13 protein-coding genes and 1 pseudogene are annotated in these 20,622 nt (G+C 65.9%); 11 read left to right on the forward strand and 3 right to left on the reverse strand.

Annotated elements, in window-relative coordinates; genetic code table 11:
• Positions 1–105: 105 nt before the first annotated feature.
• Positions 106–2,955 carry a bifunctional [glutamate--ammonia ligase]-adenylyl-L-tyrosine phosphorylase/[glutamate--ammonia-ligase] adenylyltransferase gene (gene glnE / locus ABQJ48_RS15930; RefSeq protein WP_473094141.1) on the reverse strand — a complete coding sequence of 950 codons (2,850 nt, stop codon included), beginning with the start codon at positions 2,953–2,955 and terminating at the stop codon, positions 106–108.
• 131 nt (positions 2,956–3,086) lie between these two features.
• Between glnE and ABQJ48_RS15935 the strand changes: the two genes are divergently transcribed.
• The 5 genes and pseudogenes from ABQJ48_RS15935 to ABQJ48_RS15955 form a co-directional block, all read left to right on the forward strand.
• Positions 3,087–7,292, forward strand: coding sequence for a YhdP family protein (locus ABQJ48_RS15935; protein WP_367838969.1), 4,206 nt, complete (start codon positions 3,087–3,089; stop codon positions 7,290–7,292).
• A gap of 142 nt (positions 7,293–7,434) precedes the next feature.
• Positions 7,435–8,298, forward strand: a complete 864-nt coding sequence (locus ABQJ48_RS15940) for a carbon-nitrogen hydrolase family protein (protein WP_367838970.1) — start codon at positions 7,435–7,437, stop codon at positions 8,296–8,298.
• Positions 8,299–8,386: 88 nt separating this feature from the next.
• The gene (gene tldD / locus ABQJ48_RS15945; protein ID WP_367838971.1) at positions 8,387–9,853 is read left to right on the forward strand and encodes a metalloprotease TldD; all 1,467 of its coding nucleotides are present in this window, start codon (positions 8,387–8,389) and stop codon (positions 9,851–9,853) included.
• Between the two features lie 402 nt (positions 9,854–10,255).
• A complete protein-coding gene (aroG, locus tag ABQJ48_RS15950; protein ID WP_367838972.1) occupies positions 10,256–11,329 on the forward strand; it encodes a 3-deoxy-7-phosphoheptulonate synthase AroG in 1,074 nt (357 codons plus the stop codon).
• 97 nt (positions 11,330–11,426) lie between these two features.
• A pseudogene (locus ABQJ48_RS15955) lies at positions 11,427–11,519 on the forward strand (helix-turn-helix domain-containing protein); the annotation flags it as partial.
• A gap of 36 nt (positions 11,520–11,555) precedes the next feature.
• Here ABQJ48_RS15955 and ABQJ48_RS15960 read toward each other — a convergent pair.
• Positions 11,556–12,110 (reverse strand): cob(I)yrinic acid a,c-diamide adenosyltransferase, encoded by a 555-nt coding sequence (locus ABQJ48_RS15960; protein WP_367838973.1) that lies wholly within the window; start codon positions 12,108–12,110, stop codon positions 11,556–11,558.
• Positions 12,111–12,358: 248 nt separating this feature from the next.
• Here ABQJ48_RS15960 and ABQJ48_RS15965 point away from each other — a divergent pair, with 248 nt between their 5' ends.
• The 6 genes from ABQJ48_RS15965 to proC all read left to right on the forward strand — a co-directional run bounded on the left by ABQJ48_RS15965 (position 12,359) and on the right by proC (position 19,429).
• Complete coding sequence (locus ABQJ48_RS15965; protein WP_367838974.1) at positions 12,359–13,774, forward strand: FAD-linked oxidase C-terminal domain-containing protein; 1,416 nt, start codon at positions 12,359–12,361, stop codon at positions 13,772–13,774.
• 97 nt (positions 13,775–13,871) lie between these two features.
• Positions 13,872–15,365 carry an FAD-linked oxidase C-terminal domain-containing protein gene (locus ABQJ48_RS15970; protein ID WP_367838975.1) on the forward strand — a complete coding sequence of 498 codons (1,494 nt, stop codon included), beginning with the start codon at positions 13,872–13,874 and terminating at the stop codon, positions 15,363–15,365.
• Positions 15,366–15,504: 139 nt separating this feature from the next.
• A complete protein-coding gene (glcE, locus tag ABQJ48_RS15975; protein ID WP_367838976.1) occupies positions 15,505–16,593 on the forward strand; it encodes a glycolate oxidase subunit GlcE in 1,089 nt (362 codons plus the stop codon).
• A gap of 8 nt (positions 16,594–16,601) precedes the next feature.
• Complete coding sequence (gene glcF / locus ABQJ48_RS15980; protein ID WP_367838977.1) at positions 16,602–17,828, forward strand: glycolate oxidase subunit GlcF; 1,227 nt, start codon at positions 16,602–16,604, stop codon at positions 17,826–17,828.
• Between the two features lie 39 nt (positions 17,829–17,867).
• On the forward strand, positions 17,868–18,566 hold the full coding sequence (locus tag ABQJ48_RS15985) for a YggS family pyridoxal phosphate-dependent enzyme (protein ID WP_367838978.1): 699 nt from the start codon (positions 17,868–17,870) through the stop codon (positions 18,564–18,566).
• A gap of 47 nt (positions 18,567–18,613) precedes the next feature.
• Positions 18,614–19,429 carry a pyrroline-5-carboxylate reductase gene (gene proC / locus ABQJ48_RS15990; RefSeq protein ID WP_367838979.1) on the forward strand — a complete coding sequence of 272 codons (816 nt, stop codon included), beginning with the start codon at positions 18,614–18,616 and terminating at the stop codon, positions 19,427–19,429.
• Positions 19,430–19,742: 313 nt separating this feature from the next.
• On the opposite strand, the gene ubiA is transcribed toward proC, so the two are convergent.
• The gene (ubiA, locus tag ABQJ48_RS15995) at positions 19,743–20,606 is read right to left on the reverse strand and encodes a 4-hydroxybenzoate octaprenyltransferase (protein WP_367838980.1); all 864 of its coding nucleotides are present in this window, start codon (positions 20,604–20,606) and stop codon (positions 19,743–19,745) included.
• Between the last annotated feature and the right edge of the window lie 16 nt (positions 20,607–20,622).

Here is a 20,622-nt window from a genome sequence, read left to right on the forward strand (position 1 = left end):
TCGGGGCCTTGCGAACTGGTCGATGCACGAGGTGACAGCGGGGATGACAGCGGGCAACGCGGGCCTCCTGCCCCCGCTCTTAAGCTAAATTCAAGCAACGCCCGCTCACCCGAACACCCGCTTCCACAACGCCAGCACCGCTTCACGCTCGGTGCTGACCAGCGCCGGATCGACCCGCGCCTTCTCCATCCCGTCCAGTCGCAGCGTGTGTTGCAATTTGCGATACCGGCGATACGCGGCGCCGACCGTCTCCGCTTCCGCCTCGCTCATCAGACCAAAGCGCGACACTTCCCGCAGCAACGCGATGTTGCCGGTATTGCGGATCAGTTCGGGATCGCTGGCCGCGTGCAGGAGCACCCAGTACTGCACGGTGAATTCGATATCGACCATGCCGCCGCGGTCGTGCTTCAGGTCGAACAACGCGGGCGTGCGGTTCGGGTGCCCCGCCTCGACGCGCTCACGCATCTCCAGGATCTCCCTGGCGAGCGGCGCCGCTTCGCGCGGCGTGGTCAACACCTGCTCGCGGATGGCCTCGAACTTCGCGCCGATCTCGGCGTCGCCCGCGCAGTAACGCGCGCGGGTCAATGCCTGGTGCTCCCACACCCACGCGGTGTTGGCCGCGTCGCCTTCGCGCAACTGGTAGCGGCGAAACGCGTCGAGGTCGGTGACGAGCAGGCCCGACTCGCCGTTGGGCCGCAGGCGCAGATCGACGTCGAACAACGTGCCGGCGCCCGTCGCTGTAGTCAGCCAGGTGATCAGGCGGCGCGTGTAGGTCGCGTAGACGTCGGCTGCGGCGTCGTCGGGATCGTCGTACAGGAAGATCACGTCGAGGTCGGAGGCGTAGCCCAGTTCCTTGCCCCCCAGCTTGCCGTACGCGATCACCGCGAAACGCGGCACCTCGCGATGGCGTTTCGGCAGCTGGTTCCAGACGGCCTCGAGCGCGACGTCGAGCACCGCGTCGGCGAGTTCGGACAAGCGGTCGCTCACATGTTCGACGCTCAGCTTGCCGGCGAGATCGATCAGCAGAATGCGGAATACCTCCGCCTGGTGCGCGTGCCGCAGCAGGTCCATCTGCTGCTCGACGCCGTCGGCGGCGGCAAGCCGCAAGCGCAGCGTGCGCTTGAACTCCGGCCAGTCGAACGGGCTGTTGATCGCTTCTTCGTCCAGCAGTTCGTCGAGCAATTGCGGATGGCGGATCAGATAGCCCGCCGCCCAGCGCGATCCGCCTAGCACCGACAGCACCTGATGCAGCGCCTGCGGATATTCGGTCAGCAGCGCGAGGTAGGCGCCGCGCCGGCTCACCGCTTCGAGCAGATCGAAGCAGCGTGCAAGGGTGTCGCCGCGTCGCTCGGGCGGCTCCAGCGTGCGCGCGGCTTCCAGCGCGCGCTGCGCGACGATGTCGAAGCGTTGCCGGCTGCGCTCGACGAGCCCCGCGTAGCGCGACGATTGCCACACCGCGCGCAGACGCGCGAGCAGCTCGCCAGGCTCGGACACACCGAGCTCGATCAGGCGCGCGCGCAACGCGTCGCCGGCGCTGTCGTCGGCGAGCGCGCTGCTCCACACCCACGCGGCCGCGCCGTCTTCGGGCACGCCACAGCCGTCGCGGCCGTTCATCTTGTCGGCGAAAATCTGGTCGAACTGCTGTTCGACGAATTCGCGATGCGCGTCGAGCCTTTCCATCAGCGCAGCGTAGTTTTCGCAACCCATTGCCTGAGCGAGCGCGGCGCGCTCTTCGGGATCGACCGGCATTGCGTGCGTCTGCGCATCGTTGCGGTATTGCAGCCGGTGCTCCAGTTCGCGCAGGAACCGGTAGGCCTGCGAGAGCTTTACGCACACCGACGAGTCCAGCAGCCCGTGCGTGGCCGCGTGCCGTAGCACGGCGAGCGTCGGCCGCACGCGAAAGCCCGCGTCCTGGCCGCCGCGGATCAGTTGGAACACCTGTGCGCTGAATTCTATTTCGCGGATGCCGCCGCGCCCGAGCTTGATGTCGTCGGCCTTGTCGGGCCGCATGGACGCACGGCGCTGCGCCTCCTGGCGAATCTGCAGATGCAGCGCGCGAATCGCACTGATGACGCCGAAGTCGAGATAGCGGCGGTAGACGAACGGCGTGACGATCGCATCGAGTTGCTTGTGCAGCCGTTGGGCAGCGTCGCTCGCGCTTTCGGACACGAGGCGGCCCTTGATCCACGCATAGCGCTCCCACTCGCGGCCCTGCACGTAGAAATACTCTTCGAGCATCCCGAGGCTGCATACGAGCGGCCCCGAGTCGCCGTTCGGCCGCAGACGCATGTCGACCCGGAACACGTAGCCGTCGGCGGTCAGGTCAGCGAGCGCGGCGATCAGGCGCTTGCCCAGGCGGGTGAAGAAATCCTGCGTCGCAATCGGCGAACGCTGGCCGCCCGCGGTCTCGCCATCGTCTTCGTAGACGAAGATCAGGTCGATGTCCGACGATACGTTGAGCTCCCGGCCGCCCAGTTTGCCCATGCCGACCACGCCCAGCACCAGCCGCTCGCCGTGCGGACCGCGCGGCTCGCCGTAAAGCGCTTCGAACTCGGCCGACAGAACCGCGAGTGCCCGCTGGATAGTCGCCTCCGCCAGATCGGTCATTGCGCCGGTGACTTCGGCGACGTCCGCTTCGCCCGCCAGGTCGCGCTCCATCACCGCGCAAAAGACCTCCGTGCGCAGTTGGCGCAACGCCCGTTTGAGCGCATCCTCGTTCAATGGCGCGCCGGCCGCGCCGGCGGCTTGCGCGCACAATGCGTCGAGGCGCGCGTCGAGACGCTCGCGGGTCAGCGGCGCGCACGCAAGCGCGGCGACCTGCGCCATCAGTTGCGGACGGGCCGCCACGGCGCGCGCTGCGTAGTTTGAATAGCTGGAACTCAGGGGAGTGGCGTCAGTCATTAATGGTCTGGCTCGCTCGTTGCGTGAATGGCGTTGTCCGGTACGCTGAAACACCCCGACCCCGCGCCGCGCGCAGGGCGCGAGGCGGCATGCAGACAGGGTTTGCAGGAAGTCCGCCGGCGCGATTGCGTGTGTTACATTTCGTCGTTAACTCGCAAAACTACCATACGCCCACCCGCCGCAGCATGTCCGAGCGAAACGAATCCGCCGACCCGCACGAAACCGGGCAGGTCCGGCCTGTGAGCGGAAACGACCACATCGTGCTGCGTCGGATCCTGCGTGTGGTTCTGACCTTCGCGCTCGTCGTCTATTTCATTGCAACGGGTCTCTTTCTTGGCTTGCGCTACGTCGTACTGCCCCGCGTCGACTCGTTTCGTCCACGCATAGAAGCCGCCGTCTCCGACAAGCTGCACACCCAGTTCACCATCGGCAAGCTGGCGCCGCATTGGAGCGGCTTTCAACCGGGCGTCGACGTCACCAATCTGGTCATTCGCGATCACGAAGGCAAAGCCGCGCTGACGATCCCGCGCGCCACCGCCACGGTTTCCTGGCACTCCCTGTGGCAATTCCATCCGGCGCTCTCCAGCCTGATCGTCGAGCAGCCCGACGTGCTGATTTCGCGCAGCAACGACGGCGTGCTGGCCGTCGCGGGCGTGCCGGTGCCGACCCGCCACAGCGGTAACGACACCTTGTCCACCTGGCTGTTGCGCCAGCAGGCGATCGTGGTGCGCGGCGGCGTGCTGCGCTGGCGCGATGCGACGCACCCTGCGCCGGAACTCGCGCTGCGCGATATTCGCATCGCCATTCTCAACGACGGCTACGACCACCGTCTGGCCATGCAAGCGCCCCCCGACGGCCAGGTGCTGCTGGGCCCGATCGATTTCCGCACGCACTTCCGGCATGCGCCGCTCTCCGCGATCGGCAAGCCGATCAACTGGACCGGCCAGGCGTACGTGTCGACGGGACCGGTCGAGCTGCCAGCGCTCGCGCGCTACGTCAACTTCCCGATCGAGGCGTTTGCCGGCCGCATCGACAACGCCATCTGGATCGACTTCACCGACGGCCAGATGAAGACCGCGACCGGCCAGCTGGCCGGCACGGACGTCGCGCTGCGCGTGCGTCCCACGCAGCCGAAACTGCTGCTGCCGATTGCCCATTTCTCGTGGCGCCTCGACGCCGGGCAGCGCGACTACCGGCTGCAGCTGACCGACATGCGCGCCGAACTGGGTCAGCCGCCCCTCGAGGACGGCACGCCGCTCACCCGCACGCTGACGTTCTCGGTGCTCAACGCCCGCTACCGGACCACCTCACAGCAGTACGGGCAGCTCATCAGCATCAACGGCGACCGGGTCGACCTCGGCATTCTCGCGGAATTCAGCCGCGCGCTGCCGCTGCCGCGGCGCCTCCTCAACAGCCTCGTGCGCTTCAATCCGCGCGGCCTCGTCGCCAACTATGTGATCGAAGTAGAGCGCGCCAAACCGGAGTCCGGCGAAGCAGGCAGCGACCGCCGCTCGGCCGGCGCCGAGCCGATCGAGCACTATCGTTTCAACGGCGATCTGCAAGGCATCAGCGTGGCCGCCCAGGAACCGCCGCCGGGGTTGACCGCGCGCAATCACCCGCGCGCGGGCATACCGGGCATCGAAAATCTGTGGGGCCGCGTCGACGCCGACGAAAACCACGGCACCGCGCTTCTCGACACGTCCAACGTGGCGATCACGTTGCCGGGCGTGTTCGACGACCCCCGGTTGAAGCTCGACCGCCTCCACGGCCGCGCCGACTGGACAGTGAAGCCGAAGACGCCGGGCGAGAACCGGCCGGGCTTCACCGTGAAGCTGGCCGATTTCGGCGTGTCCAACGCGGATGTCGCGGCCACGGCCAGCGCCGACTACAGCAACCCCGGCCACGGTCGCGGCTCGCTCGACCTGAAAGCCGATTTCCAGCGTGCGCAGGTAGCGCGCATTGCCCGCTACCTGCCGACCAGCATCAGCGAAAAACTGCGCATCTATCTGGCGCACGGGCTGCAGGCCGGCATGTCGCGCGGCGCGACGATCGAAGTGCACGGCGACCTGACCAAATTCCCGTACTCGCGCGATCCGGAGGCGGGCCTGTTCCATATCGTCGCGCCGTTCAAGGGCGGCAAGTTCGACCCTACACCCTACCCGCCCCGCAATATGAGGAACGGCACGCCGAACGTGTGGCCGCCGCTCGACGGCATCGACGGTGTGTTCGAACTCAAGCAGAACGTGCTGCGCTTCGATATCGACCGCGGGCGCTACAAGCGCGTCGCGCTGACCGGCGTCAACGGCAAGATAGACGACCTCGGCAACCGGGGCTCGAACCTCGTGATCCAGGGCAACGGGCGCGGGCCGCTCGCCGACATGCTCGACTACGTGAACGGCAGCTCGCTCGGCATCATGACCCGGCATCAGACGGAGAAGATCCGCGCGGAGGGGCCGGCCTCGCTCGCGCTCAAGCTGACGTTGCCGCGCACGCCGCAACCACATGTCGGCGTGGAAGGCGCGGTCGGCTTCCTGAACAACCGCTTGAGCATCCCGCAGGCGCCGCCGCTGTCGCAGCTGAACGGCCGAGTGCGCTTCACCGAGCACACCGCACAGGCCGAGCGGCTGTCCGGGCGGTTTCTGGGCGGCGACGTCCATGCGAACGGCGGTCTGCGCCAGGATGGGACGTATGCGCTGGCGCTCGGTGGCCATATTGCCGTCGATGCCGCGCGCGGCCTCGATCTGCATGGCCCGGCCGCGCAGGTGCTGGCGCGCATGAGCGGCAGCGCACCCTACGCGCTGAACGTGCAAGGCGCGAAAGGGCGCTTGCCGGAAGTGAGTGCGAATTCCGATCTGACCGGCCTTGCGCTCGACTTCCCGGCGCCATTCCACAAGCAGGCCGGCACGCCTATGCCGCTGCACTTCGCCGTCAACCCGTCCGGGACGCCGGGCGAAGTGGGCCTCGAACGCGCCGATCTCACCTTCGGGCCGATTGCCGCCGCGTATCTGCTGCGCTATCGGCCGAAAGCCGTGCCGACGGTCGTGCGCGGCGCGATCGGCGTGAACCGGCCCGCCGACCTGCCGTCCGAGGGCGTGGTCGCCGCTATCGACGTGCCCGCGTTCGACGCCGACGCATGGCGCGCGCTCGTCACCCAGATGCGCAGCCAGGGCGCGGCCACCGCAAGCGCAGTGCTCGCGGCGAGCGCGCCGCCGCCCGCACCGAACCCCGCCGTCACCCAGTTCCTGCCGAACCGCTTCGCGCTCCATATCGACACGCTGACCCTGCTCAAGCGCCACTGGGACGACGTGGTCGTCGGCGCGTCGCACACGGAGGGCAATTGGCAGGCGAACGTAGCGTCGAACCAGGTGTCCGGCCACGTGTCGTGGCTGCCGGGCGCCGCCCGCAACTCGCCCGGCACGCTGCAGGCGCGCTTTGCGCGCGTCGTGATCCCGGCCGTGGCCGACAAGGATCTGCTCGGCCCGGCGATGTCCGCGCCCGTGCAGAACATGCCGACGATCGATCTGGTGGTCAACGAGCTGATCGTGCGGGATCGCAACGTCGGCCGTGTCGAAGTCGACGCGCACAACTTCGAGGAAGACGGCGTGCCGGTGTGGCAACTCGACAAGCTCGACATCACGAACCCGGCCGCCACGCTGAGCGCCACCGGGAACTGGCGCACCTCGGCGTCACTGGGCGGCGCCACCGACGAAGCCACGCCGCGCCGCACCGTGTTCGATTTCAAGCTCGACGTGAAGGATGCCGGAGCGCTGCTCGAACGGCTCGGCCAGCCGCGCACGATCAAGGGCGGCAGCGGCTCGCTGGCAGGCAAAGTGGTGTGGCGTGGCGGCCCGGCCACGATCGACTATCCGACGCTCAACGGCAATTTGGCCATGGACCTGCGGCACGGCCAGATCCTCAAGATCGACCCGGGCGTCGCCACGCTGCTGGGCGTGCTCAGCCTGCAAAGTCTCGCGCGCATTGCCACGCTGGATTTCCGCGACGTGATGGGCGAAGGACTGCCGTTCTCGAGCGTCACGGGCACTGCGCAGATCCACGACGGCATCGGCCACACGGACAACTTCAGGATGGTGACCGCGCCGGCGCGCGTCGACATGGCGGGCTCCGTCGATCTCGCACAGAAGACCCAGGACATACATCTGCATGTCACGCCGACCCTGAGCGTCGGCGCCGCGGTGATCGCCGCGGCGGTCATCAATCCATTCCTGGGCCTGGGTGCGTTGGCGGCCGATCTGGCGTTCAGCCACTCGGTCTCGCACGTGTTCGCGCGCGAGTATGCGATCACCGGGTCGTGGACGAAACCGCACATCGAGCGGCTGACGGGCGATCGCGGTAAGATGGACGTTCCGGCTTCGGCCGTGGAAGCGCACTGAGCTTTCTCCGGGCCGCGCCCTTTGTCCCGTTGCCCGTCCGAAACAGCCCAGCGCCACAGCGACGGCCCCAGCCAACCCTGAACGACGTCAGCGGCGCGAGCGGTTCCAGCCGTCGCCTTGCCGGGAGTTTTCTGAAACGCTCATGAGCGAAACACACGCCTTCTCATCTCCGTCCGCCGCGGCGTCCAGCGGTCCTTCGGCAAGGACGTTCCGGGTGGCCGCGCTGCAGATGGTGAGCACGCCCGAGCCCGAACGCAATCTGGCCGAGGCGCAGCGCCTGATCGCCGAAGCCGCCGCCGACGGCGCGCAACTCGTGCTGCTGCCCGAATACTTCTGCTTCATGGGCTTCAAGGACACGGACAAGCTGGCCGTGCGCGAAGCCTATCGCGACGGGCCAATCCAGCGTTTTCTCAGCGACGCCGCGCGCCGCCATCAGATCTGGGTGATCGGCGGCACGCTGCCGATCACCGCGCCCGAAGTGTCGCGCGTGCTGAACACCACGCTGGTGTTCGACCCGCAAGGCACCGAAGCCGCGCGCTACGACAAGATCCATCTGTTCAACTTCGAGAAAGGCGAAGAATCGTTCGACGAGGCACGCACCATCTGCCCCGGCGGCGAGGTCCGCAGCTTCGAGGCGCCGTTCGGCCGTGTCGGCCTGTCGGTCTGCTACGATCTACGCTTTCCGGAACTGTACCGGCGCCTGGGCGACTGCGCGTTGATGGTGGTGCCGTCCGCGTTCACCTACACCACCGGCCGCGCGCACTGGGAAATGCTATTGCGCGCCCGGGCGGTCGAAAACCAGTGTTACGTGCTGGCCGCCGCGCAAGGCGGCAAACACGAAAACGGCCGCCGCACGTGGGGCCACAGCATGTTGATCGACCCATGGGGCGACATCGTCGCGGTGCGCGACGAAGGCGCCGGCGTGGTGGCCGGCAATCTCGAGCGTGCGCGCATCGAAGAAGTGCGACAGAGCCTGCCCGCCTGGCGCCATCGTGTGCTCAGTTAAAGCCGGCACTGAAACTGCGGCGCCCCGCAATCCCCCGAGTGAGTTGGGCGCTAACCGAATCCTTCGTATCGAGCAGAACATACTTCGCATGAACATCATCGAACCCGGTATCCGTAATCTCGCCACCGCCAAGGACATCCTTCTCACGCCCTACGGTCTCGACGAATCTCTGCTCACCCGCACGCTTGCCGAAATCTTCACGCACCGCATCGACTACGCCGACCTGTACTTCCAGGCAACCCGCAGCGAAGCGTGGAGCCTCGAAGAAGGCATCGTGAAGTCGGGTAGCTTCAGCATCGACCAGGGCGTCGGCGTGCGCGCCGTGGCAGGCGACCGCACGGCTTTCGCGTACTCGGACGACCTGTCGCCCGAAGCGATTCGCCAGGCCGCGATCGCCACCCGCGCGATCGCCAAGGCGGGCGGCGGCAAGCAGAAGATCAAGGTGGCCTCGTCGCTGACCGGCATTGCCGGGCGCGATCTGTACCTGCCGTCCGATCCGCTGCATTCGCTCGACGCCACCGCCAAGGTCAAGCTGCTCGAACGCATCGAGCAGATGGCGCGCGGCCGCGACCCGCGCATTCAGCAGGTGATGGCCGGGCTCGCGGGCGAATACGACGTGGTGCTGGTCGCGCGCAGCGACGGCGGCTTCGCGGCCGACATCCGTCCGCTGGTACGCGTGTCGATCACGGTAATCGCCGAGCAGAACGGCCGCCGCGAAATCGGCAGCGGCGGCGGCGGCGGCCGCTTCGACTACGGCTATTTCACCGACGAAGTGCTGTCGCGCTACGTCGACGACGCCGTGCACGCGGCGCTGGTGAACCTGGACGCCCGCCCTGCGCCGGCCGGCGCAATGACCGTCGTGCTCGGCCCGGGTTGGCCCGGCGTGCTGCTGCACGAGGCGATCGGCCACGGCCTGGAAGGCGACTTCAACCGCAAGGGTTCGTCGGCGTTCGCCGGGCGGATCGGCGAGCAGGTTGCCGCAAAGGGTGTCACCGTGGTCGACGACGGCACGCTGCCCAACCGCCGGGGTTCGCTCAACATCGACGACGAAGGCAATCCGACCCAGTGCACGACCCTGATCGAAGACGGCATCCTGAAGGGCTACATTCAGGACACGCTGAACGCGCGTCTGATGAAGATGCCGGTCACCGGCAACGCGCGCCGCGAGTCGTACGCGGCGCTGCCCATGCCGCGCATGACCAACACCTACATGCTCAACGGCGACCGCGACCCGCAGGAAATCCTCGAGTCGGTGAAAAACGGTTTGTACGCGGTGAATTTCGGCGGCGGCCAGGTGGACATCACCAACGGCAAGTTCGTGTTCTCGGCCTCCGAGGCGTACATGATCGAGAACGGCAAGATCACCTATCCGGTCAAGGGCGCGACGCTGATCGGCAGCGGTCCGGAATCGCTCAAGTATGTCAGCATGATCGGCAACGACATGAAGCTCGATTCGGGCGTCGGCGTGTGCGGCAAGGAGGGTCAGAGCGTGCCGGTGGGCGTCGGCCAGCCGACGTTGCGCATCGACCGGATGACGGTTGGCGGCACGGCCTGACCCCGGGCAGACGCATGTTTCGCGCATGAACAATGGCAAACATGCGGTTTTTCCGCATTTTAGTGCCCTGAAGCTTGTCAGCTCAGCCTGAGCGGGTTATAAAGTCACGCACTCTTTTCATCAGCCACCTCATTTCGCCATGTCTGCCAAGTTTTATTTTCACTTCTTTTGGTATCTCAGACCGCTGGCGGATCGAGAGGGGTGTTAGTGCATGCAGGACACCGAGAATTCCCGAAAAACCGCCAGCTAGCCTGGCGGTTTTTTTTCGCCTCACGCGCTGGAAACCGCATTTGAAGCCTAGTCGTTGAACATTTTTTGATTGTTGTCCGCTCTGGCACCGCTGCGTCATCACAGCCTTGGTTGCCCGCGCGAACACGCTACGAACCGATCCAGGAGAACAGCATGCCCCCGCACAACACCGACGATGTCCGCATCCGCGAATTGAAAGAACTCACGCCGCCCGCCCATCTGATCCGCGAATTCGCCTGCGACGAAACGGTGTCCGACCTGATCTACAACTCGCGCAACGCGATGCATCGCATCCTGCACGGCATGGAAGATCGTCTTATCGTCATCATCGGGCCGTGCTCGATTCACGATCCGCAGGCTGCGATCGAATACGCCGGGCGTTTGATCGAGCAGCGCAAGCGCTTGGCGGGCGAACTCGAAATCGTGATGCGCGTGTACTTCGAAAAGCCGCGCACGACGGTGGGCTGGAAGGGCCTCATCAACGATCCACACATGGATAACAGCTTCAAGATCAACGAAGGTTTGCGCGCCGCCCGCGAACTGCTGTTGCGCATCAACGAGCTGGGCCTGCCGGCCGGTACCGAATACCTCGACATGATCAGCCCGCAATACATCGCCGATCTCATCTCGTGGGGCGCGATCGGCGCGCGCACCACGGAGTCGCAAGTACACCGCGAACTCGCGTCGGGACTGTCGTGCCCGGTCGGCTTCAAGAATGGCACGGACGGCAACGTGAAGATCGCCGTCGACGCGATCAAGGCCGCCTCGCAGCCGCACCATTTCCTGTCGGTCACCAAGGGCGGCCACTCGGCGATCGTATCGACCGCGGGCAATGAGGACTGCCACATCATCCTGCGTGGCGGCAAGACGCCGAACTACGACGCGGACAGCGTCAACGCCGCTTGCGCCGACATAGGCAAGGCTGGGCTCGCGGCGCGTCTGATGATCGACGCAAGCCACGCGAACAGCTCGAAGAAACATGAAAACCAGATTCCGGTGTGCGCGGACATCGGCCGCCAGATTGCTTCGGGCGACGAACGAATTGTCGGCGTGATGGTGGAATCGCACCTCGTGGCGGGTCGCCAGGACCTGCAGCCGGGCTGCGCGTTGACGTACGGCCAAAGCATTACGGACGCGTGCATCGGCTGGGACGAAAGCGTCGCCGTGCTCGAGGGTCTCGCCGACGCGGTCAAGCAACGCCGGATTGCACGCGGCAGCGGCAATTGACACGCTGCCCCGCTGTTCAACTCCGTAGCAAAAACCGGTTCACTTCGTGCGCCGGTTTTTTTTAGGCAAGCGGACGAAGGGTGCTTCATCAAGGGTCCTGGTGAACAAGAAAACCACCAGGTTCACCATCGATACGCTCATCGAAATGATGTGCCGGATCGGCAAACCTGTCACGCTGGCCGTCGGTTGACACCGGCCTGGCTAACGTGAACAAACCGCTGCGGGTTCAGCCTGTGCTGCGTTCATGCTGCCACAGCACATCGGTGCCGCCGTCGACACGATTGAGTACGCGCGCGAGCACGAACAGCAGGTCGGACAGCCGATTCACATACTGACGCGGCGCCGCGTTGACCGGCTCCTGTTCTCCCAATGCAACAATCGCCCGTTCGGCCCGCCGGCAGACCGTGCGGCACACGTGCGCGAGCGCGGCTGCGCGGGAGCCTCCCGGCAGAATGAACTCCTTGAGCGGCGGCAATGCCGCGTTGTAATCGTCAAGCCAGTCGTCGAGTTGAGCGAGATGCCGGTCGGTAATCATCGTGTGGCCGGGAATGCATAGTTCGCCGCCAAGATCGAACAGATCATGCTGGATCGCAATCAGCGCCGCGCGAACCGTGTCGGGCAGCGCTTCGCACAAGAGCACACCGAGATTCGAATTGAGTTCGTCGACCTCGCCTATCGCGGCAATGCGCGCGCTGTCCTTGCGCACGCGGCGGCCGTCGCCGAGACCCGTGGTGCCGTCGTCGCCGGTACGGGTTGCGATCTTGCTCAAGCGGTTGCCCATGATGTCTCCCTGGTCTTCTGTGACGATGCGTCCGTCGAATATGGCTTGAAACAGGGTGCAGCAACGAGAAGCAGCGCAACGGCTCCTTGCGCCACCGCGTTTGTCCACGCGTTTGTCCATATTGCGCGCATCACGAAGTCGCCGCCATTATAGAAGCGATGGCCGGACCGACGCCGGCCTGGGGGCGACCGGCGTAAAATCCAAAGACCGGCTGCGAACCCGCTCTGGCCCAATATCAGGAGACATGCGTGAACCATCCCGTGCCGCCGGCCCCGCTGCGCCGGCCGTTTCCCGCTGAATTGCTCGACGCGCTCAAAGCTGTCTTCGGCGAGCGCGTCTCCGTTGCCGAAGCCGTGCGGGCCCACCATGGCCGCGACGAATCGCCGTTCGATCCTCAACTGCCCGACGCCGTTGTGTTCGCGAGCAGCACGGAAGACGTGCAAGCTGCCGTCAGACTATGCGGCGAGCACAACGTGCCGATCATTCCGTACGGCAACGGCTCGTCTCTCGAAGGCCATCTGCTGGCGGTGCAAGGCGGCGTGTCGATCGACCTGTCGGAAATGAACCGGGTGCTGTCCATCAACGCCGAAGACCTGACCGTCACGGTCGAGCCCGGCATCTCGCGCAAGCAGTTGAACGAAGCGCTGCGCGCCACGGGCCTCTTCTTTCCGATCGACCCCGGCGCGGACGCAAGCATCGGAGGCATGTCGGCGACCCGTGCGTCGGGCACCAATGCCGTGCGCTACGGCACGATGCGCGAGAACGTGCTTGGGCTGAGCGTCGTGCTGGCCGACGGCCGCGTGATCAAGACCGGAACGCGGGCGCGCAAATCGTCGGCAGGCTACGACCTCACGCGTCTGTTCGTCGGCTCGGAAGGCACGCTCGGCGTCATCACCGAAATCACCCTGCGCCTGTATCCGCAACCGGAAGCGGTTTCCGCCGCGGTGTGCGCGTTTGCGTCGATGGGGGATGCGGTGCGCGCGGTCATCGAAACGATCCAGATCGGCGTGCCGATTGCACGCGTGGAGTTCGTCGACTCGCTTGCAATCCGCTCGATCAACCGCCACTCGAATCTGACGCTACGTGAAGCCCCCACGCTGTTCTTCGAATTCCACGGCACGCAAGCCGGTGTGAAAGAGCAAGCCGAACTGGTGCAGGAAATCGCCGCACAGCATGCCGGCGAAGGCTTCGAATGGGCGACGCGTCCGGAAGAGCGCAGCCGTCTGTGGAATGCGCGTCACAACGCGTACTTCGCGATGCTGCAACTGAAGCCCGGCTGCCGCGCTGTCACGACCGACGTCTGCGTGCCGATCTCGCGCCTCGCCGAGTGCGTAGTGGAAACGGAGCAGGACCTGCAAGCATCGCCGCTGCCTTGCCCGATCGTCGGCCATGTCGGCGACGGCAACTTCCACGTCGCGATCCTGATCGACCCCAACAAGCCCGAGGAACTCGAAGAAGCCGAGCGCCTGAATCACCGCATCGTGCAACGCGCGTTGCGCATGGACGGCACCTGCACCGGCGAGCATGGGGTTGGGCTGCACAAGATGGGCTTCCTGCTGGAAGAACACGGCGACGTGGCCGTCGACACCATGCGCTCCATCAAGCACGCACTCGACCCGCGCAATCTGATGAACCCGGGCAAGATCTTCGCGTGGGCGGCTTGACGCGATCTCAGGCGCCGCGGCGTGGCAGCGCGGCCGCTGCAATAAAACAGCTTGCAACCAGAGCAAGATGGGCGAAACGCACGAGGAGACAAGTGACATGAACGCACCCGCTGAACTGACGGCCGACGTACTCGCCCAGCGCCAGCGCGAAGTCGTGCAGGCGCTGATGGCTGTTTTGCCGACCCACTGTCTGCTGTATCGCGAGGAAGACACCGTCGCCTATGACTGCGACGGCCTCGCCGCATACCGGCGTCTGCCGCTCGCGGTCGCATTGCCGGAAACGGAGTCGCAGGTGCAGCGCATCGTGCAGATCTGCCACCGGCTCGACGTGCCGATCGTGCCGCGCGGCGCGGGCACCGGCTTGTCGGGCGGCGCGATGCCGATCCGGCACGGCGTGGTGGTGTCGCTCGCGCGCTTTCGCAAAATCGTGGAAGTCGACTCGTATGCGCGAACCGCCACCGTGCAGCCGGGTGTGCGCAATCTGTCTATTTCGGAGGCCGCCGCCCCGTATGGGCTCTACTACGCGCCCGACCCGTCGTCGCAGATCGCCTGCACGATCGGCGGCAATGTGTCGGAGAACTCGGGCGGCGTGCATTGTCTGAAGTACGGCCTCACCGTGCACAACGTACTGCGCGTGCGCGCGGTGACCATGGAAGGCGAGGTCGTCGAATTCGGCTCGCTCGGGCCGGATGCGCCCGGTCTCGATCTGCTCGCGGTGCTGATCGGCAGCGAAGGCATGTTCGCTATCGTCACCGAGGTCACCGTCAAGCTGATCCCGAAGCCGCAAACCGCGCAAGTCATCATGGCCAGTTTCGACGACGTGGTGAAAGGTGGGGACGCGGTCGCCGGCATCATCGGCGCGGGCATCATCCCCGCGGGCCTCGAGATGATGGACAAGCCCGCCACGCGCGCCGTGGAGGAATTCGTCAAGGCGGGCTACGACCTGGATGCGGCCGCTATTCTGCTATGCGAGTCGGATGGCACGCCGGAAGAAGTCGCCGACGAAATCGTGCGGATGACAGCGGTGCTGCGAGAACACGGCGCCACGCGCATCCAGATTTCGCGCTCGGAAGCGGAACGGCTGCGCTTCTGGTCCGGCCGCAAGAACGCATTTCCAGCCGCCGGCCGCATTTCGCCCGACTACTACTGCATGGACGGCACGGTGCCGCGCCGCAGTATCGGGCCGCTGCTCGCGCGTATCGAAGCGATGGAGAAAACTTACCGCCTGCGCTGCATCAACGTGTTCCATGCCGGCGACGGCAACATGCACCCGTTGATTCTTTTCAATGGCAACGACCAGGACGAGTGGCACCGGGCCGAGGCGTTCGGTAGCGACATCCTGGAAGCCTGCGTGGAACTCGGCGGCACGGTGACGGGCGAGCACGGCGTCGGCATCGAGAAGATCAATTCGATGTGCGTGCAATTCTCGCCGGAAGAGCGCGACGCGTTCCATGCAGTCAAGCGAGCGTTCGACGCACCCGGTCTGCTGAACCCCGACAAGGGTATTCCCACCCGCGCGCGCTGCGCCGAATACGGCAAGCTGCACGTGCGCGGCGGCTTGCTGCCTCACCCGGAACTGCCGCGTTTCTGAGCTCCTCACCGCACATGAGAGGCCGCGTCGGCCGGCCTCTCACGGTGTCCCACCCTGATTACCCGATGCGGGTCCGCTCCTGGTTGCCAGCGAGCCCCCGCCCGGTACAATCAAACGAAACACAACGAAGCAGGGCACCATGGAAGAGGACGACATCGTCGCCGTATGGTCGGAACGCGTGCGTTCGGCCACCGCCGAGGGCCGCGCGTTGCGCCTGCGCGGCGGCGGCACCAAAGACTGGTATGGTCAGACGCTGGAAGGTGAGATCCTCGACACGCGCGCGTATCGCGGCATCATCGCGTACGATCCGGCGGAACTCGTCATCACCGCGCGAGCGGGCACACCGCTGCTGGAGATCGAAGCCGCTCTGGCCGATCACCATCAAATGCTGGCTTTCGAGCCGCCGCACTACGGACCTCAGGCCACCTTCGGCGGCTGCATCGCCGCGGGCATCGCCGGCCCGCGCCGCCCCGCGGTCGGCGCGGCGCGCGACTTCGTGCTGGGCGCCGTCATCATGAACGGCCAGGGGCAGAAGCTGCATTTCGGCGGTCAGGTGGTGAAGAACGTCGCCGGCTACGACGTGTCGCGTTTGATGGCGGGCTCTCTCGGCACGCTGTGTTTGATCCTCGAACTGTCGATCAAGGTGCTGCCGCGGCCGAAAGCCGAAACCACCCTCAAGTTCGACGTGAACGGCACCGATGCCGTGCGCAAGCTCAACGAATGGGGCGGCCGGCCGCTGCCGATTTCCGCGAGCGCATGGCGTAACGGTACGCTCGCCGTGCGCCTCGCGGGCGCCGAAGCGGCGGTCAAGGCGGCGCGAACGTCACTCGGCGGCGAGGTAGTCGATGCGGTGGAAGCAGAACGTTTCTGGGCCGGCCTGCGCGAGCAAACCGATCCGTTTTTCGCGGCTATCCCGCCGCAGGCAGCGCTCTGGCGTCTTGCGCTGCCCTCGATCACCGAGCCGATGCAACTGCCCGGTGCACAGCTGATGGAATGGGGCGGCGCCCAGCGCTGGTGGATCACCGACACCGATGCACAAACCGTGCGCATCAGTGCGAAGCAGGCGGGCGGCCATGCCACGATCTTCCGCACCGGCCCTGGTTACGACCGCAGCACGGGCGTCTTCACCCCGCTGCCCGCGCCGCTGATGAAAATCCATCGCGGCCTGAAAAGCGCTTTCGACCCGGCCCGGATCTTCAATCGCGGCCGGCTCTACCCCGACTTCTGAGCGACGCGATGCAAACCAACCTCGCGGACTTCATTCGCAATACGCCCGATGGCGACGAAGCCGACGCCATCTTGCGCAATTGCGTACATTGCGGTTTCTGCACGGCCACCTGCCCGACCTACCAGTTGCTCGGCGACGAGCTGGACGGTCCCCGCGGGCGCATCTATCTGATCAAGCAGATGGTCGAAGGCGCGCCGGTCACGCGCAGCACGCAGCTCCATCTGGACCGGTGCCTGACCTGCCGCAACTGCGAAACCACCTGTCCGTCCGGCGTGCAATACGGCCGGCTGGTGGAGATCGGCCGCAAGCTCACCGAAGAGAAGGTCACGCGCCCGCTGGGTCAGCGGCTCACGCGCCGGCTGCTCGCGAGCTTCGTGCCGAACAGCGCGGTGTTCACGCCGACGATGCGCCTCGGCCAGCATTTCCGCCGCGTGCTGCCGAAGAAACTGCGCGACAAGGTGCCCGCGCGGCAGCGTCCCCTGGAATGGCCGAGCGCGAAACACCCGCGCAAGATGCTGATGCTGGCGGGTTGCGTGCAACCGTCGATGATGCCCAATGTCAACATCGCGACGGCGCGCGTGCTCGATGCGCTCGGCATCGAAACCGTGATCGCGCCGGATGCCGGCTGCTGCGGCGCAGTCCGCCTGCATCTGGGCTACAACGATGAAGCGCTCGACGACCTGCGCGCCAACATCGACGCATGGTGGCCGTATGTCGAAGAAGGCGTCGAGGCGATCGTGATGAACGCGTCCGGCTGCGGCGCGACGGTCAAGGAATACGCGCACCTGTTGCGCCATGACCCGGCGTATGCGGACAGGGCGCGCCGCATCGTCGAACTGACGCGCGACATCGCGGAAGTGCTGCCGGACTTCGAAGAAGCGCTGACCGCGATCACGCGCCGGCGCGCCGTTCATACGGTGGCGTTTCATCCGCCCTGCACGTTGCAGCACGGTCAGCAGGTGCGCGGCAAGGTCGAGCAGCTGCTCACCGCGCTCGGCGTCGAAGTGCGCCTGCCCACGGACAGTCATCTGTGCTGCGGTTCGGCCGGTACTTACTCGATCACGCAGCCGCGGCTCTCGTATGCGCTGCGCGATCAGAAGCTCGAACGACTGCATGCCCAGGAGCCGCAGTTGATCCTGTCCGCGAACGTCGGCTGCATTGCGCATCTGCAAAGCGGCACGTCGACGCCGGTCGCGCATTGGATCGAATTGGTCGAACACATGCTGTCCGTATAATCCGGTGATCGCCATTCGCTGAGCTACCGGTTCCGTTTTATGCCCGACCTGACACACAACCTCGAAGCGGTGCGGCAACGCATCGCCTCGGCCGCGCATGCGGCCGGGCGCGATGTGGGCTCGGTCACGCTGCTCGCGGTCTCGAAGACCTTTCCCGCCGACGCGGTGCGCGCCGCGCACGGCGTCGGCCAGCGCGCGTTCGGCGAGAACTACGTGCAGGAAGCGCTTGGGAAGATCGAGACGCTCGCCGATCTGCGCGCGTCGCTCGAATGGCACTTCATCGGTCCGTTGCAATCGAACAAGACCCGGCCGGTCGCCGAGCATTTCGACTGGGTGCATTCGGTCGACCGGCTGAAAATCGCGCAGCGGCTCTCCGAGCAGCGCCCCAGCGATCTGCCGCCGCTGAACCTGTGTTTGCAGGTCAACATCAGCGGCGAGGCGTCGAAAAGCGGCGTCAGCGTCGCCGAGGCGGTCGAAGTCGCGCAGCAGGTCGCCGCGCTGCCGAAGCTGAGGCTGCGCGGGCTCATGTCGATTCCCGAGCCGGCCGGCGATATCAATGCGCAACGTGTGCCGCATCGCCAGTTGCGCGAGCTTTTCGAGCGGCTGCGCGAGGGCGGACTGCAACTCGACACGTTGTCGATGGGCATGTCGGGCGATCTCGAAGCGGCGGTGCTCGAAGGTGCGACGATCGTGCGAATCGGCACCGCGATTTTCGGCATGCGCGACTATTCCCACTGATTTTGGCGGCGCTCCGCCGCTCTTCATCGAACCTCATTCGGATCAACATGAAAATTGCTTTCATCGGCGGCGGCAATATGGCTGCGGCATTGATCGGCGGTCTCATCAAGCGTGGCGTCGCCCCGGCGGACCTCTATGCGATCGACCCCAACGAAGAGGCGCGCAAGCGCAATGACCAGCAGTTCGGCATCCGCACCGGCGCAACGGCCGACGCCGCGCTCGCCGAATACGACGCCGTCGTGCTGGCGGTCAAGCCGCAGATCCTGAAGAGCGTCGCCCAGGCGCTGGCGCCGCATCTGAGTGCGTCGCAACTGGTCATCAGCATCGTCGCCGGCATTCGCATGGTCGATATCTCGCGCTGGCTGAACGGCCACGGCCGCATCGTGCGCGTGATGCCGAATACGCCGGCGCTGATCGGCATGGGCGTGACGGGCCTCGTCGCAACCGGCAGCGTCGACGAGGCGGGCCGCGCGCTCGCGTCCCAGGTGCTCGGCGCAGTCGGTGCGACGGTGTGGTTCGACGACGAAGCCAAGATCGACGCCGTCACTGCGATCTCGGGCAGCGGGCCGGCGTACGTGTTCTATTTCATCGAAGCGCTGCAGGAAGCCGCGCGTCAACTGGGCATGGACGAAGCGCAAGGCCGCGCGCTCGCGGTCGCGACCTTCACGGGCGCGGCCCAACTGGCGGCAAACTCCGACGAGCCGCCGAGCCTGCTGCGCGAGCGCGTGACATCGAAGGGCGGCACTACGGCTGCCGCGCTGGCGTCGTTTGACGCGAGCGGCATCAAGGAGGCGATCGTCCGCGGCGCGCTCGCTGCCGATACGCGCGCACGCGAAATGGGCGACGAGTTCGGCAAGCAGTGAGCGCGGCTGAGGCGGCGTTTAGCTCGAGGTGCGGGTTTGGCTTGAGCGGCGCCTGCTGCTGGTCACGCTTTAGCATGACCGAAAGAGAGGACGCCGCAGGATGCCACGCACGAGTTCAAGTCGGGCCGGCGGGTACTGCATGTAAAGAAGCGTGCAAGCCGCGCAACGGAACTGGAGCGATGCAGCGTGCCGCCGCAAACCGCTGCCGCATCCGCGCGCAGTCACGCGTGAGCGCAGGCAGCCGCCACTGCGGCATCTGTGTCGACTGAAACGCGAATGCCGGCACGCAGCCACCACCGCCGCGCCGGAACGACTAGAACGAAGCCACCGCGTAATGCGCGGCAATCCCCGCAAACAGCGCGCCGCCGAGCCAGTTGTTGTGCCGGAATGCGGCGAAGCACGCCATCCGCTCGCGGTCGCGAATCAGTGCGTAGTGGTAGACTGCGCAACCCACCGCCGCCGCCCAGCCGAGCCAGTACAGCACGCCGAAACCGAGCAGCGCGCCGATACCCAGGTAAATCCCCAAGGTCAGCCCATAACAGAGCATGATCGCGGCCACGTCGAAGCGGCCGAAGGTCAGCGCCGACGTGCGGATGCCGATCTTGATGTCGTCGTCGCGATCGACCATCGCATATTCGGTGTCGTACGCGACCGACCAGAAGACATTGGCGAGCAGCATCACCCACGCCAGCATCGGCACATGGTTCTGAATTGCCGCGAACGCCATCGGAATGCCGAAGCCGAAGGCGATGCCGAGATAAGCCTGCGGAATAGCAAAGAACCGCTTGGTGAACGGATACGAGCCGGCGACGAACAACGCCGCCACGGAAAGCTCTTTGGTCAGCGCGTTCAGCGGCAGTATCAGCAGAAAGGCCAGCAGCGACAAACCCGCCGCCAGCGCGACCGCTTCCCATGCCTTGATCTTCCCTGACGTAATCGGCCGATTTTCCGTGCGCTTCACGTAGCGGTCGAAGTCTCGATCCGCGTAGTCGTTGATCGCACAGCCCGCCGAGCGCATCAGCACCGTGCCCACGGCGAAGATCACCAGCAGCGGCCACGACGGATGCCCGTCGGATGCAATCCACAATGCGTTGAGCGTCGGCCATAGCAGCAGCAGGCTGCCGATCGGCTTGTCCATGCGGACGAGTCGCAGATACAGCGGAAGTCGGGCGAACATGGCGGATTCGGTGAAA

The sequence above is a fragment of the Paraburkholderia suaedae genome, from assembly GCF_040812055.1.
Classification (GTDB): Bacteria; Pseudomonadota; Gammaproteobacteria; order Burkholderiales; family Burkholderiaceae; genus Paraburkholderia.